The following is a 15,266-nucleotide window of genomic DNA, read 5'->3' on the forward strand; positions in this document are numbered from 1 at the left end:
GGTTCTATCCGCTACTGCGGTAACATATTAAACGGTGCGTTGCTGCAGGTTGGCAGCATACCAGTCGTACGCCAGTTTCAGCCCCTGGTGTACAGAAAATTCGGGCGTATATCCTATCAGGTTATTAGCTTTCTGAATATTAGCAAGACTGTGTCTAACGTCACCGGCGCGTTCATCGCGGTATTGCGCCGGGATTTGTTTGCCTGCGAGGCCGGTGACCACCTCCCATAATTGGTTTAGGGTGGTACGTTCACCGAAGGCGATATTAATTACTTCATGTTGTTTTATTTCCGGCAGCAGCATGGCTTTTACATTGGCCTGCACTGCATTTTCCACGAAGGTGAAGTCGCGGCTGGTTTCGCCATCACCGTTGATGAAAGGGGCTTCCCCTTTCAGGGCGGCTTCTATGAACAGCGGAATCACTGCTGCATAAGGCCCGCGAGGGTTTTGCCGTGGTCCGAACACGTTGAAATAGCGCAGACCTATGGTGTGAAAATTGTAGGTACGAGAGAAGATGTCTCCATACAATTCATTTACAAATTTGGTAATAGCATATGGCGATAATGGTTTACCGATCTGGTCTTCCACTTTTGGTAATCCCGGATGATCGCCGTAAGTGCTGGAGCTGGCAGCGTAGATCATTCTTTTGACGCCAGCATCTCTTGCCGCTACGAGCATATTCAGATGGCCGGTGATATTGACATCATTGGAAGTAAGCGGATCATTGATAGAGCGGGGAACAGAGCCGAGTGCCGCCTGGTGGCTTACATAGTCTATTCCTATGACAGCCTCGCGGCAGGTTTCCGGGTTACGGATATCTCCTTCCAACAGTTCGAAGCTGGGATTATCCAGGTGTGGCCGGATATTATCCATACTGCCGGTCGCAAAGTTATCTAATACGCGTACTTTTTTAGCGCCGTATTTCAGCAGGTATTCCACCAGGCCGGACCCGATGAATCCTGCGCCTCCTGTGACCAGGAAGGATTTATTATTCAGACTATCGTTATGATATGGTTTATCGTACATGATTATTTTTTGAGAGATGAGCAATTACAGGCGTGCGTCCGTTATTTCTTTTGGAAGCACCCCTTTTACATCGTATACCACTGCGCGATTCTTACAAAGTTTGTTAATGTTCAGCTCATTGAATGCATCATGTGCCACAGCTAGAATAACAGCATCATAATCGCAAACGGTATTCAGGTCTTGCTGTGATTTCCAACCGTACTCATGTTCCACTTCTCCAGGGGTAGCCCAAGGGTCGTAGATGGTGATGTTGGTACCGTAATCTGCCAGCGTGTTGAGGATATCCACTACTTTGGTGTTTCTTACATCCGGGCAGTTCTCTTTGAAGGTAACGCCCAGTACCAGTATTTTAGCGCCTTTTACCGGGATATCTTTCTTCACCATCAGTTTGATCACTTCCTGGGCCACATAAGCGCCCATGCCATCGTTGAGGCGGCGGCCAGCGAGAATGATCTCCGGATGATAACCGGCTTCCTGCGCTTTTTGCGCCAGGTAGTAAGGATCTACGCCGATGCAGTGACCACCTACTAATCCTGGTTTAAATTTCAGGAAGTTCCATTTAGTACCGGCGGCTTTCAATACTTCATCGGTATCGATGCCGAGGCGATTGAATATTTTCGCCAGTTCATTGACGAATGCGATATTGATATCTCGTTGTGCGTTTTCGATTACTTTTGCCGCTTCTGCCACTCTGATAGAGGTTGCTTTATGCGTACCTGCAGTAATTACAGAGCGATAGAGTTGGTCTACCGTTTCTGCCACTTCTGGGGTGGAACCGGAAGTTACTTTCAGAATTTTGGCCACCGTATGTTCTTTATCTCCCGGGTTGATACGTTCCGGAGAATATCCTGCAAAGAAATCTTTATTGAATTGGAGGCCGGAATGTTTTTCCAGTACAGGCACGCATTCTTCTTCTGTTACACCAGGGTATACCGTAGATTCATACACCACGATATCTCCTTTTTTCAGCACCTTCCCTACTGTTTCACTGGCTTTGAAGAGTGGAGTCAGGTCGGGTCTGTTGTTTTTATCAACAGGCGTAGGTACCGTTACGATATAGACGTTACAAGGTGCGATGCGCTCCAGTTCATTGGTGCAATACAGGCCAGTAGGCGTTGTACAGTCGGTCAGTACTGCCTGGAGCTGGTCTGAACTAACTTCCAGGGTATGATCGTTACCGCCCATGAGGTCAGCCACTCTGGAAGCGTTGATATCGAATCCTATTACCTTGTATTTTTTGGCAAATTCCACGGCGAGCGGTAATCCTACATAGCCCAGGCCAATAACTCCAATTTTGATATCCTGATTCATAGTGTTTTCAATAAAAATTTATTTGCTGAATACTTTTTTGATTTTTCTGATCATTGGTTTGTTCTCTTCTTCCATATAGCCGTAACCGTAGCCATATCCGTAACCGTAGGAGGTGCCTTGTTTCACATCGTTGATGATGATATTGAGACGAGGCATCTTCTGGTGGAGGAGCAGGTCTTTGGTCAGTTTGGCCTGTTCGCGGAAGGTATAGCCCTGGCGCATCAGGTATAACGACGCATCTGCGAATCTTGCCAGCAGCTGGGCATCTGTAACGAGGCCAACAGGAGCGGTATCCACGATGATATAGTCGAACATTTTGCGCAGTTCTGCAAAGAGCAGGCCGGTATTTTCCATCAGCAGCAATTCCGCCGGATTGGGAGGGATTGGCCCGGAGGAAATTAACCAACAGTTTTCGTGTATACCGGAAGGTTTTATGACAGCGTCCATGGCTGATTTACCGATGGCGTATGTACTGAAACCGGTATGATTGCTAAGACCGAGGTTTTCTGAAATTTTAGGTTTGCGCAGGTCCATTTCCATCAGCAGGACTCTTTTACCGGAGAGGGCAATCACTGCAGCCAGGTTGGTGGCTACGAAGGATTTACCTTCGCCGCTCATACTGGAGGTCAGTAAAATTACCTTTTCCTGCGGATTGGTCATGATGAATTGCAGATTCGTGCGTAATGCCCTGAATTGTTCTACCAGCGGGGTTCTTACATCCTTTTTAACCACAACAAGTTCTTCTTCCGTATTATGTCCTATTTCGGCCAGTACAGGCGCCGGCGTGAGCGATTGTACTTCTTCCCTGCTGCGTATACGCCTGTTTAACAGGTCTGCCAGGTAGAAAATTCCTGCCGGTAAGCCCATACCAAAGATAAAGGCGATCAGATAGATAAACAAACCCTTGGGTTTAAAAGGCTTAGGATCGCTTTTCGCCGGGTCTATGATCCGGGCAATGGCCAGGTTGGAAGACTTGGAAATGGCCGATTCTTCGCGTTTCTTCAGTAAATACAGGTATAACTCCTGCTTAATGGCCTGTTGCCTGGAATAGTCTAAAAACACCCTTTCTGTGGATGGCACCTTTTGAATCTGCTTATCCAGGTTGCCTGCATTGGCTTGCATGGCTTCCAGGCTAAGTTGTATTCCTTTTTTGAAAGTGCTCAGGTTACTGAGCAGATCGCTGCGCAGTCCAGCCAGTTGTACATCGATGTTATGAATAACCGGGTGTCCTTCTGTATTGGCCAGCAGTAAACGTTCTCTTTCCAGCTGGAGGGTATTGTATTTTTCAACGAGGCTGACGAAAGTAGGATCTTGTACCACGATAGCCGCCGGCACTACCCTTTTATTGTTCTTTTCATCTTTTACATATTGCTCCAATGATTCTACCACATTCAATTTCACCTGTTGATCGATCAGTTGTTTGCGGGAATCGCCGGTGCCAGCAACGAGGAGTTTGGCTTGTTCGCCAAGATCCGCCAGTTGGTTGGCTTCTTTGAAACGCTGGATATTTTTTTCCACGCCGGATAGTTCCGAAGTAACGATGGTCAGGCGGTTATCGATGAAAGCGATGGTACTGTCCGCAATACGGTTTTTATCTTCCACACTGGCACGCAAATAGGCATCGATAAGTTTATTGAGCACCATTTCTCCTTTGCGGGGAATATCGGCGGACATGGTCATATCGATGGTACTTACCTGTTTGTTGGGAATGGCCGCATCCAACTGACGCAGGTAATCGGCTACCGTTTTATCCACCGGACTCACCTCCAGTGTATATTCTTTATGATCGAGGGGATATTCCGTATCTCTGTCTATGCGGAGCAGTCCTGCGACAGACTGGATCGTGTCTCCCCATGCAGCTTTTTTACTCCACTTATCAATGCTCAGCTGGAAGCTGTCTTTCCCTATGGGTTCCAGTACGTAATTCGCTACGGCCAGACTATCCTTGAGCGAGAGCCAGTTCATAGAGAAAGGTACATTGCCATATATTTCCGTTTTTTTCAGGCGGCCTTCCACGAGGTAACGGATATATAGCTGTTGATCTCTTACTACCTTTTCCATCAGCGAGCGGGAACTGATAATTTCCAGTTCATTATCCACGCTGCTTTTGCTGGTAAACATTTCCATCTGCTGCAAGAGATCAGCGCCTGGAATGTCTGCCCCTTTTTGTTTATCCTCTACCAGTATTTTGGCATTGATTTTATAACCAGGGGTGGCATATCGCAGATAGATCCAGCCCAGTGTGCCTGTCAGTAGAATACTGAATACAAACCAGTACCAGGAGCGGCCCAGGTGATCCAGCAGTTTGCGGAGGTCCAGCGTTGCTTCCGGTTCGGTTGCAGCATTGCCGTTGAGCGAGTACCTGCCGTTGAAAGATTGATATTTATTCTCCTGCATGATCTTAAATTAAAAGTTAATCCTGGAGGCCACGACAATCAGTAATGACAGTACAGAAGCCATGATAGAAATACGTTTTACCTGCGACATATCTGTTGATGCAACCTTTTGCTTGTTTGGCTCCACGTAGATCACATCTCCCTGCCGCAAATAATAATAGGGAGAAGTAAACAGGTTGCTTTTATTCAGGTCGAATCGTACAAACTCTTTCTTTCCTTCGCTTTCACGGATGAGGAGTACGTTCTCCCGTTTACCGTAGATGGTCAGATCGCCGGCCATGCCTATTGCATCCAGTAGGGTTACTTTTTCGTTGGGCATGATATAGGAAGACGGCCTTGCCACCTCACCCAATACCGTCACTTTAAAATTCGCAAAGCGCACATTCACCACCGGATCTTTGTATAGCGCAGCAGCCTTTGTTTGAATTTCATCTCTTACTGCATCTGTGGATTTTCCTTTCACTTGTAGTTTGCCGATCATTGGCAAGGAGATATTTCCATCTTTATCTACCAGATAGCCGGAAACCGCTGTACCAGGCATCCCTGCGGGAGTGCCGCCGGGTACTGATTGTCCTTGTTGATTGAGTAAGGCAGTAGCGTTGGGGTCCAGTGTCTGGATGGTCACCTGCAGGATATCATCCACCTGGATAGCCGGCGTTTTATAGGCGGCTTGTTCTACTTCCGTGTGCGGAATGGTGTCTGACAGATCTTTGAAGTAAGTAATATTTTTGGGCGCTCTGCATGCGAAAAGCCCGGAAACGACTAACAGAAGCAGCCAGTACAGGGAACTGTACCGGGGCTGCATTGCATCTGTCCGTTTTTGATTGCTTATTATCATAGTCAACTCTCTATTTAGTATATGCGTTACTGTTACATGGTAATGGTGCCTTTGTCCAGCTCCTCGTAGGCAGAATTTCTGCTGATAAATTCGGGGACTAATTTTTTCATCTGTGCCACAGTAGGCATCAGATAGTGCTTGCTCGCTGCTTCTATCAGATCTTCCACCTGTTCATTTACCAGGGTGAAGTTGTATGTGCGTACCTTGGCAATCATGATTTTCTCGTGATAGGTAGCCATGGTATTTTCTGCATTGTTCAACAGTTCCTCGTATAATTTTTCTCCGGGTCTGAGGCCGGTGTATACTATCTGGATATCTTTTCCGGGTTCCTTACCTGTCATGCGAATCATCTTGCGGGCCAGGTCTGCGATTTTCATGGGTTTCCCCATATCGAAGACAAAGATCTCTCCTCCTTGCCCCATAGAACCGGCTTCCAGTACGAGCTGGCAAGCTTCCGGAATTGTCATGAAATAGCGGGTGATATCCGGATGCGTGACTGTTAATGGTCCGCCTTTCTCCAACTGTTGTTTAAAGCGGGGGATGACAGAACCATTAGAGCCTAACACATTTCCGAAACGGGTAGTGATAAAGCGGGTCGGCGGCGTACCGTAAACAGGCCCTGGCCGCTGGTATTGCTCATTCAGGTAATTATTGAATGATTGGGAGAAGATTTCTGCAATGCGTTTGGAAGCCCCCATTACATTGGTGGGATTTACTGCTTTATCCGTAGATACCATCACGAATTTCTCCACGTGGTATTCAACGGAAAGTTCTGCCATGATTTTAGTGCCCAGTACATTGTTCATTACAGCGATGGACGGATTCTTTTCCATCATGGGTACGTGTTTGTAGGCGGCAGCATGATAAACTATTGCGGGAGCATAGATATCAAACAGTTGCTGCATGCGGGTATGATCGCATACATTCCCGATGAAAGGAATGATTTGTGCGCGGCCGGATTTTTCTGCCAGTTCCAGCTCCAGTTCATGGAGGGGCGATTCGGCCTTATCACAGAGAACGATCAATCCTGGTTCATATTTTACCAGCTGCCTCACAATTTCACTTCCGATAGATCCGGCAGCGCCGGTTACCAGGATATTCTTGCCTTTCAGCTCTTCGCTGATGCGGGGGTTTCTGATTTTTATCTCAGCTCTTTCCAGCAGGTCTTCAATATTAATGTCTTTCAATTGTACACTGTTATTTACAGCGCCGTCTACCCATTGGCTGACAGGCACTACTTTCTGCACTTTTATATTCAATGAAATGCAGGTATCCACAAGTTCGTTCAGTCGTTCTGGTTGTATATGATCTTCTGGTATCAGCAATACGTTCACCTTTGCCTGCACTAACCGGTACAGCTGATTGGTGTCAGCAGAATAAATTGGGAGTCCTTCCAATGATTTACCTGCATGAGCGGCGGCATCTGCAATAAAGGCTACCACGCGTATTTCTGCGGCAGGATCATCGCTGATGGCTTTTCGCAGCATGAGTCCGGTATGTCCGGTATAAAAAACGGCAGCGCGTTCCTTATTGGAAGAACGTAACAACGAATAATATCGGAAGGTCCATTTCACCAGCAATCGGTACGACAGTAAGGCAAATGCGCTGATAAAAAAGTAAATCAGAATGATGGAAAGCGGAAATATATTCAGGTCTGCATATTGCGTATATGCATAACCGATAGTAAATAATACCGCGCTGCAAAGCACGTTCATACCTGCAATACGGCCAATGTCGGCCATACCTGTATGGCGAACAATTCCCCGGTATGTACGTAGTGAGAGTGACAGTAGTAAATTAACTCCCAGGACCCACAATGAAATCTGCGCGATAGGATAAGGCGCAATGTCCTTCATATCAAAATTCAGCCGCAACAGAAAGGCTAAATTGACAGCCAGAACGGAACACCCAAGGTCGAGCAATAGTATTAGCCACGACGGGGTGATCCATGATGTTTTTCGCACCATAGGTTTCAATAATAAGATATGGTTATAAAATATTTTCTCTAATCAGCCCAAATACCGTTGTGATGGTGGTTTTCATAGATACCACAAAAGAATGGACTGATCCAGTTAACAAGTTTGCATTCCTACGTAATGTTAGTATGCGTGATAATACTTTCGGTTTTCAATAGTGAATGCAAAGTAGAAAATAAAATTTGAAATCTATATCAATGAAACGGAAAATTAATATGCCTTTCTGAAGATTTTTTAGTGCATACAGTTAAAATCCGCTGTGACAGCTTCTCTAAAGTTTTGTTGCGATGCATGGCTTTTCAATTTTTCTGGTTAGCAATTCTGATATTGCGACAATACGCTCGATATGGTTTTTCAAAGTGTTTCTAAGGAACAAACATTATACCAACAAGTTAAACAAACAAACATTTTTTTGAAAAAAAATTAACGCCGCGATTGCGGCGTTAATTTTTATCTAATATAATTCACTTTTTCCATTCATGGCTTAACCAGCACCAGTAAGCTTTTCGCGCCGTGTGCGCCTAGTACGAGCGACTGCTCAATGTCTGCTGTTTTAGATGGACCTGCAATGAAAACGCCAAAACCATTTTCAGGCGATCCGATTTTTTCATACGCCTCATGCATCGTTGCGAGTATACGTTCGCGTGATATTACTAATATGAGATGCTGACATATAAATGGCAATGCGCGTACCTGCATATCTTTTTCTGTTAACCAGACTGCACCGTTCTCTGCCACTGCCCACTGGCCTTCTACAATAGCCACATCTACATCTTCCAGCGAATGTGGATCTTCGTGTATCCATTCGCGTTGTATGGATGACCTTGCATCAATCATACGTAATCTATCCGGTAGATGTTTATCCAGTGCAGCTAATTCATCTGCTTCGCTATTTACTTCTTCCACGATAGCGCCTAATCCTTCCACTACTCGTTTATAATCTTCCAGCGTATCAGGCATATCCGACAATCCTTCCAAAGAAGGCAGCATCGTATGTTCCGGCTGATTGTTCTTTACGGCTTGTAATATTTTATCCCTGCTGCTCATCTTTTTTATTTTTTGCATACCATTCAGAAAAAGATACTTTCGGAGGCGCGGGCATTTCTCTTTGTTTATACCATGGATTCATTTTATTATTCACCATGCCAGGAAATGCACGCAATACCCATCTGCCCATTTTGCCGGCAGTACGATAGGTAGCTGGAGATGACAATACAGACGTCATCATCTTCATGCTCATTTTCTTTCCGGTAGTAGCATATCCTTCCTGTACAATGACCTGTCTCCATTTATATAGTTGCTGGTGAATATCTATTTTCACGGGACATACATTGGAGCAGGAGCCGCAGAGTGTGGATGCAAATGGTAAATCTGCGAAGTCTTTCATATCCAGATTGGGCGCCAGGATAGAGCCGATAGGGCCAGCCACCGCAGTATGATAACTATGTCCTCCACTTCTTCTGTAAACAGGGCAGGTATTCATACAAGCGCCACAACGGATACACTTCAATGAATTACGAAAATCCTCTCTTCCTAATTGTCTGGAGCGGCCATTATCCACTAAAACAATGTGTAACTCCTGTCCTTCCCGCGGTTGGCGGAAATGGCTGGAATACGTGGTGATAGGCTGTCCGGTAGCGCTTCTTGCCAGTAATCGCAGGAATACGCCCAGGTGTTTTCGTTTAGGAATAATTTTTTCCAGGCCCATACATGCGATATGCACTTTTGCGAGATGCGCGCCCATATCAGCATTTCCTTCGTTCGTACAAACCACCATTTCGCCGGTTTCTGCTACTGCGAAGTTCACACCGGTGATGGCGGCATCTGCCTGGAGGAATTCCTGTCGCAGATGTTGACGTGCCGCAGCGGTGAGGAATTGCGGATCTGCGTTACCTGCAGGGGTACCCAGATGTTCGTGGAATAAATCCCCGATTTCCTCTTTCTTCTTATGAATACAAGGCAGCACGATATGACTAGGCGGTTCTTTCGCCAGTTGCACAATGCGTTCGCCGAGATCTGTATCTATCACGTCGATACCATGGGCTTCCAGGTGCGGGTTGAGATGGCATTCTTCCGTGAGCATGGATTTACTTTTCACCATGCGTTTCACCTGGTGTTTTTGCAGTATTTCCAGTACTATTTTGTTGTGTTCGGCGGCATCTGCAGCCCAGTGTACCACAGCGCCGTTTTTAATGGCCTGTTGCTCGAATTGTACCAGGTAATCGTGAAGGTTTCCCAGTACATGTCGTTTGATATCGGAGGCGGCTTCCCTTAGTTTTTCCCAGCCATTTACAGACCAGGCCATGCGATCTCTCTTTTTCCTTACCCACCATAATGTTTCATCATGCCAGTTTACCCTTAGTTCGTTTTCATTGAACTTTCCGGCAAGTGAGGCGTGATCGGTATGTTGACTGTTCATCAGATAGTGTTATTAAGAATTTCAGCGATATGCATCACCCGCAATGGCTGCTGACGGCGATTGATAATACCTTCCAGGTGCATGAGGCAACTGACGTCCGTACCTGTGATGACTTCTGCCTCATGTTTAACGTGATCGGCTATACGGTCTACTCCCATTTTTACAGATACGGCTTCTTCTGCCACGCAGAAGGTACCTCCAAATCCGCAGCATTCATCCGTACGGTCCAGTGAAATGAGTTCCAGGCCTTCCACCATTTGCAGGAGTTGCCCTGGTTTGGAGAAAGGCTGGTCTACCAGTTCGCTCATCTGCGCCAGGTGGAGGCCACGTTGTCCGTGGCAGCTCTGATGCAGTCCTACTTTATGTGGGAACTTTGCCGGCAGCGAAGTCACTTTCAGTACGTCTGTGAGGAATTCGGAAAGCTCGTATATACGTGCCCGTATATTTTCGGCAGCAGCTTCCCTTTTGGGATCATGTAAATGATCCTTAATATGGAGTACGCAACTGCCTGAAGGAGCTACGATATAATCAAATCCATTAAAATGATCTACAAAGAGGCTGTTGCAGCCGTGTGTGAGATGTTCAAAGCCTGAATTGGCCATAGGCTGGCCACAGCATGTTTGTCCTTGTGGGTATTCCACCTCACAGCCCAGCTTCTGCAACAGCTGTAAGGTGGCAATACCTACCTGTGGATAGAACTGGTCTATATAACAGGGTATAAAAAGTCCGACTTTCAAGTGCTTCCTATATTAGTTGTACTGCAAATTTAGCAGCTGGAGACATAGGAATCCTTGCATTTTTTTACCGGTTATTAATTCATTATTACCCGAAAGGGGATAAAATATTATTCTTGCAGGGTTTCTTCCCTTTGTTTGCGTTGCAGCCATCCTTGTACGGCGCGTATCTGGGCGAAAGAGGCGGCATCTCCTGTACGTTCCTTGATCGGGCCTGTAGCGGTAGCGCCCAGGTCGCGGATATGGTTCATAATGAGCTTTACAATGCCTTCCGGAACAAATTTCTCGAGCTCCAACTCACCGGCTTCCACACATTGAGCCAAATGGCTTTCTATGGTGCTGGCAGCGAGGTTGCGAGCAGTGGCAATCTCTCCGATTGTCTTACCACCCAGGAATAATTCCAGCGATCCTCTCCTGCTACTTCCTTTCTCCACCTTGCCTTTCGCTTTCGCAGGTGCGGCTACAGGAGCATCTGTACCGGTACGTTTGGCCAAATAATCGGTCAATCCTTTGTTGAAATGAATATCGCCATAGGCGCATTCCCATACCTGTTGCAGTTTCACCCAGAAATCAGATTCCAGGGACATCAGCTGTAAATGGTATTTCTTGGCTTTGGCTTTCTTCACTTCTTCTGTATGCTCCCGCAGGGGAACAATCATTTCTTCGTATATGCTCTTGGTAAAATAGCCTACTGCTTTGGTGATACGTTCTTCCAGTTGTTCTGTTTCGCCGGTTTGGGCCACTACATCCAGCAGTTGATGTAACTGCACAGTAAATTTAGCAGCCACTTCAGCCTGTTGAATAATTACACTGGAGAGATAACGGGTCATTTTTAGCGCAGCATCAAAATCAGGGATTTTCTTGTCCTCGATCCAGATGGCATGCGATTTTATGAGTGCCTGCATTTTATACCAGTCGAATAAATGTAGGAGGAAAGACGCCTGGTATTTCTTACGCTCTACTTCCAGCAGCACTACCATTTCATTCGGTTCACTTTCCTGTCTTGCAAACTCAATAACGCGCGGATCAGTTTTAATACTGCCAAATCCAATGCGGGAATGCAGTACTAGTCCTTCGAGGGAGGTACAGCGGCTCAAAGCCACATATACTTGTCCTGGTGCAAAGGCATAACCGGCGTCAATGATGGCTCTTTCAAAAGTAAGACCCTGACTTTTATGAATCGTGATCGCCCAAGCAAGGCGAATAGGGAACTGTGTGAAACTGCCGATTTCCTCTTCTTCTATGCTGTTTTCATCAGCATTAAAGTGATAGCGGATATTTCGCCAGGTTTCCTTTCCCAGTTTCATTTCTTCATGGGAACCGGAAAGCAGCAGTGTAATCTCGTCTTCATCAATCTCTGTTACAGTAGCAATTTTACCATTGTAATAGCGACGGGGCTGTGCGATATCATTTTTGAGGAACATCACCTGCGCTCCTACTTTCAATTGCAGCACAAGTTCAGTAGGCAATGCCTTATCGGAGAAGTCGCCCTCAATTTTCCCTTCGAAGCGATGCAATTTTCCGGGCATAGCTGCCAGTCGCGATGCGTTGATATCATCTGCCTTGCGGTTATGCGTGGTCAGTACGATAAATTCCTCGTCTTCATTTCCCTTGAATTCAGGGCGATAATATTTATTCAGCAGCTGTAAATCTTCGCCTTCCACTTTATCGTTACGAATTCTGTTCAGGATGTCGATGAATTCCTGTTCGTTCTGACGATAGATTTTTTTCAGCTCAATATACAGTGGCGGTTGTTGTTCTATGGCTTTTGCATCAAAGAAGAAGGGCGAATTGTAGTATTGCGACAACAAGGTCCATTCATCTTCCGGAATAACTGGTGGCAGCTGGTACAGATCTCCGATAAACAGCACTTGTACACCGCCAAATGGTTGCAGTGGCTTATTCCGGAAATGGCGCAAAATTGCGTCCATAGCGTCCAGCATATCGCAGCGAACCATGCTCACCTCATCAATGATCAGGAGTTCCAGTTCCTGTAGTAATGCTTTCTTATCGTTGGTGAAGCGAATATTGCGGAAGAGGGAATGTCTGTCTGTACTGCTGACTATATCATCTGTAAATCCACGCTTGGTGCCAGGCACAAATGGCCCGAAAGGAAGCTGGAAAAAAGAGTGCATGGTAACACCGCCTGCATTAATAGCCGCAACACCGGTAGGTGCAACAATTACGGTATTTTTGCGGGTATTCTCCTTGATATATTTCAGAAATGTGGTCTTCCCCGTTCCTGCCTTTCCAGTAAGAAAGATGTGGCGGTTAGTCTGGTTAACAAAATCTGCCGCCAGGTTAAAGACGACATTTGCGCTATCTGGTTGGGCCATCTCCTATAAAATTGAAACTGCGAATATAGGTATTTTTAACATGACTTTAGCCCCTGGAAGCATATCTTCGTGATTAAGATATTATTTTATGGAAACAATTAAAGTAGCCACAGCTCAGTTTGAGAACCGCAGCAACGATAAAGCGTATAACCTCGGAAGAATCAGGGAACTCTCCAAAGCTGCCGCCGCAGATGGCGCGCAGGTAGTCGCCTTTCATGAATGTAGTATCACTGGCTATACGTTTGCCCGCCACCTCAGTGAAGCCCAAATGCTGGAAATTGCAGAACCCATTCCAGACGGCCCTTCCATTCGTCAGTTGACCGCCATCGCCGCTGAAAACAACATCAGTATATTGGCCGGACTCTTTGAAAAAGACGAAGCGAATCAGTTGTTCAAAGCATACGTTTGCGTAGACAAAAATGGCCTGGTAGCCAAATATCGTAAACTGCATCCCTTCATTAACCCACATCTGAAACCAGGCAATGAATATGTAGTTTTCGATCTCCATGGCTGGAAATGCGGTATCCTCATCTGTTACGATAATAACATAGTGGAAAATGTACGCGCCACCGCCTTACTGGGAGCTGATATTATTTTCATGCCTCATGTGACCATGTGTACGCCTAGTCCACGCCCTGGCGCAGGTTTCGTAGATGCAGGCCTCTGGGAACAAAGGGATACCAACCCTACCCCGCTGCGACTGGAATTTGATGGCATGAAAGGCCGCTCCTGGCTCATGAAATGGTTGCCGGCACGCGCATATGACAATGGCATTTATGCCGTTTTCTCCAATCCTATAGGCATGGATGATGATCAGCTGAAAAATGGTTGTTCTATGATCGTAGATCCTTTTGGAGATATTCTCACCGAATGCCGCAAACTCGGCGACGAAGTAGTAACCGCTGTACTAACCCGCGATAAATTGCAAAAAGCCGGTGGATATCGCTACCGCCAGGCAAGAAGACCAGAGCTTTATGCGGATATTATCGGCCAGCAGCACGATAGCGTGCAGAAAGTGGTATGGCTGCAGGGAGAAAAAAAGTAAAGATCGTATGATAAAAAAAGTGGATGAGTCAATCATGATTGACTCGTCCACTTTTTTTATCATTAATATGTCCCCCGACTGGAGGAATAGTCCAGCAAATTATCAATGCCCTCCCATTCTTCCCAAAGTCCGGTAGTTTTGAGATATGCTGTAATACAAGCTGCGAGGGAATTATGTAGATATACTACCCCAAATCCTTGGCCATAATCTTCATCTGTAACTGCATAAAAAGTATGGGCCGAACCAGATGCTCGCAGCGCAACATTTATCTGACGGATAAAATTTTCATCAAACCAATCTGTGTCTCCCTTAACTGTAAAATCATGCGCTATGCCATTTATGCTCAATGCTATTTTCCAGATCGATCTATGGTCTTCAATTTTAATATCTGCCACCTCTATTACAGGGTCTGTTAACGTTTTCAGATCATTCAATATCTCAACATAATCAGCAGCTCCTGAAATACATTCTCCATCAAAAATGGTGAGACCACGATCTCCAACTACTTCTCTCAGAAAGTCTGATAATATTGGTTGTTCCTTTTCGTCCTGTATTCTGGTGGAAACATACTGCGGTGCAGGCTCCTGGCATTTAAGCGGGGTAATGCGCATAAGTCCATCCTTCTGTTCCCGGATTTCATAATGCAACACTTCATAATTTTCATCGATCACTACCACTACCCTATCCTCATCAAAGACCCAAGTTTGCGTGAATGTCTGTGCAAGAAGATCTTCGGAGAGACCAAACAAGAAAAACGACTTTCCATCCTTATTCTTCTCGTCAATAATAGCGGGTATAAATTTGCTGTATCGGAAATAGTAATCAATATCAGTTATGCTCGTTACTGTAATGGAATTAGTGGCCTGTATTATCTCAAAATCACTGGAATAACAGACTTGAATGAAATAGGCACTATTCTTCCACTCCTGCCATAATTCAGATTGATTATAGGATGAAAGCTTTAAGTCTGTCGCAACAAACTTGTCTTGCAATAACAGTGCTGGCTTATATGTGAATAGATTCATAGGATAAATAGGTAACAGTTGAGAATATATCAAGCTATAACGATATTAAAAAGAGGATGCTCGTATGGACTGCTCCCCAAAAGTTGGATAAAAAAATTAAGTATTTTGGAACTGAGCTCGGTATTTTACCGGGCTCATTCCATTTAGATTTAGTCTGATT

11 protein-coding genes are annotated in these 15,266 nt (G+C 45.6%); 1 reads left to right on the top strand and 10 read right to left on the bottom strand.

Features of this window, described 5'->3' with window-relative positions; all coding sequences use genetic code 11:
- Positions 1–27: 27 nt before the first annotated feature.
- From CLV59_RS28305 to CLV59_RS29385, 9 genes are all read right to left on the bottom strand, one after another.
- Positions 28–1,026, bottom strand: coding sequence for an SDR family oxidoreductase (locus tag CLV59_RS28305; protein ID WP_111595480.1), 999 nt, complete (start codon positions 1,024–1,026; stop codon positions 28–30).
- A 24-nt stretch (positions 1,027–1,050) separates the two neighbouring features.
- Positions 1,051–2,337, bottom strand: a complete 1,287-nt coding sequence (locus CLV59_RS28310) for a nucleotide sugar dehydrogenase (protein WP_111595481.1) — start codon at positions 2,335–2,337, stop codon at positions 1,051–1,053.
- Between the two features lie 18 nt (positions 2,338–2,355).
- Complete coding sequence (locus CLV59_RS28315; protein ID WP_111595482.1) at positions 2,356–4,734, bottom strand: GumC family protein; 2,379 nt, start codon at positions 4,732–4,734, stop codon at positions 2,356–2,358.
- Between the two features lie 9 nt (positions 4,735–4,743).
- A complete protein-coding gene (locus CLV59_RS28320) occupies positions 4,744–5,538 on the bottom strand; it encodes a polysaccharide biosynthesis/export family protein (protein WP_111595483.1) in 795 nt (264 codons plus the stop codon).
- 65 nt (positions 5,539–5,603) lie between these two features.
- The gene (locus tag CLV59_RS28325; RefSeq protein ID WP_245950974.1) at positions 5,604–7,427 is read right to left on the bottom strand and encodes a polysaccharide biosynthesis protein; all 1,824 of its coding nucleotides are present in this window, start codon (positions 7,425–7,427) and stop codon (positions 5,604–5,606) included.
- Between the two features lie 597 nt (positions 7,428–8,024).
- The gene (locus CLV59_RS28330) at positions 8,025–8,594 is read right to left on the bottom strand and encodes a LutC/YkgG family protein (RefSeq protein WP_170137956.1); all 570 of its coding nucleotides are present in this window, start codon (positions 8,592–8,594) and stop codon (positions 8,025–8,027) included.
- Complete coding sequence (locus CLV59_RS28335) at positions 8,578–9,966, bottom strand: LutB/LldF family L-lactate oxidation iron-sulfur protein (protein WP_111595485.1); 1,389 nt, start codon at positions 9,964–9,966, stop codon at positions 8,578–8,580. The genes CLV59_RS28330 and CLV59_RS28335 overlap by 17 nt, the downstream gene beginning before the upstream one ends.
- Complete coding sequence (locus CLV59_RS28340; RefSeq protein ID WP_111595486.1) at positions 9,966–10,703, bottom strand: (Fe-S)-binding protein; 738 nt, start codon at positions 10,701–10,703, stop codon at positions 9,966–9,968. The genes CLV59_RS28335 and CLV59_RS28340 overlap by 1 nt, the downstream gene beginning before the upstream one ends.
- Positions 10,704–10,810: 107 nt before the next feature.
- Positions 10,811–13,036, bottom strand: a complete 2,226-nt coding sequence (locus CLV59_RS29385; protein WP_111595487.1) for a helix-turn-helix domain-containing protein — start codon at positions 13,034–13,036, stop codon at positions 10,811–10,813.
- Positions 13,037–13,124: 88 nt separating this feature from the next.
- Here CLV59_RS29385 and CLV59_RS28350 point away from each other — a divergent pair, with 88 nt between their 5' ends.
- On the top strand, positions 13,125–14,081 hold the full coding sequence (locus CLV59_RS28350) for a nitrilase family protein (protein WP_111595488.1): 957 nt from the start codon (positions 13,125–13,127) through the stop codon (positions 14,079–14,081).
- Positions 14,082–14,143: 62 nt separating this feature from the next.
- On the opposite strand, the gene CLV59_RS28355 is transcribed toward CLV59_RS28350, so the two are convergent.
- Positions 14,144–15,106: a hypothetical protein gene (locus tag CLV59_RS28355; protein WP_111595489.1), complete on the bottom strand. Its 963-nt coding sequence runs from the start codon at positions 15,104–15,106 to the stop codon at positions 14,144–14,146.
- Between the last annotated feature and the right edge of the window lie 160 nt (positions 15,107–15,266).

This window comes from Chitinophaga dinghuensis, from assembly GCF_003259435.1.
In the GTDB taxonomy this organism is placed as follows: Bacteria; Bacteroidota; Bacteroidia; order Chitinophagales; family Chitinophagaceae; genus Chitinophaga; species Chitinophaga dinghuensis.

Coding starts and splice junctions, on each gene's coding strand:
- CLV59_RS28325 (WP_245950974.1), bottom strand. CDS start 7,427: ATGAAGGACATTGCGCCTTATCCTATCGCGCAGATTTCATTGTGGGTC.
- CLV59_RS28310 (WP_111595481.1), bottom strand. CDS start 2,337: ATGAATCAGGATATCAAAATTGGAGTTATTGGCCTGGGCTATGTAGGA.
- CLV59_RS28350 (WP_111595488.1), top strand. CDS start 13,125: ATGGAAACAATTAAAGTAGCCACAGCTCAGTTTGAGAACCGCAGCAAC.
- CLV59_RS28320 (WP_111595483.1), bottom strand. CDS start 5,538: ATGCAGCCCCGGTACAGTTCCCTGTACTGGCTGCTTCTGTTAGTCGTT.
- CLV59_RS28335 (WP_111595485.1), bottom strand. CDS start 9,966: ATGAACAGTCAACATACCGATCACGCCTCACTTGCCGGAAAGTTCAAT.
- CLV59_RS28305 (WP_111595480.1), bottom strand. CDS start 1,026: ATGTACGATAAACCATATCATAACGATAGTCTGAATAATAAATCCTTC.
- CLV59_RS28315 (WP_111595482.1), bottom strand. CDS start 4,734: ATGCAGGAGAATAAATATCAATCTTTCAACGGCAGGTACTCGCTCAAC.
- CLV59_RS28330 (WP_170137956.1), bottom strand. CDS start 8,594: ATGAGCAGCAGGGATAAAATATTACAAGCCGTAAAGAACAATCAGCCG.
- CLV59_RS29385 (WP_111595487.1), bottom strand. CDS start 13,036: ATGGCCCAACCAGATAGCGCAAATGTCGTCTTTAACCTGGCGGCAGAT.
- CLV59_RS28355 (WP_111595489.1), bottom strand. CDS start 15,106: ATGAATCTATTCACATATAAGCCAGCACTGTTATTGCAAGACAAGTTT.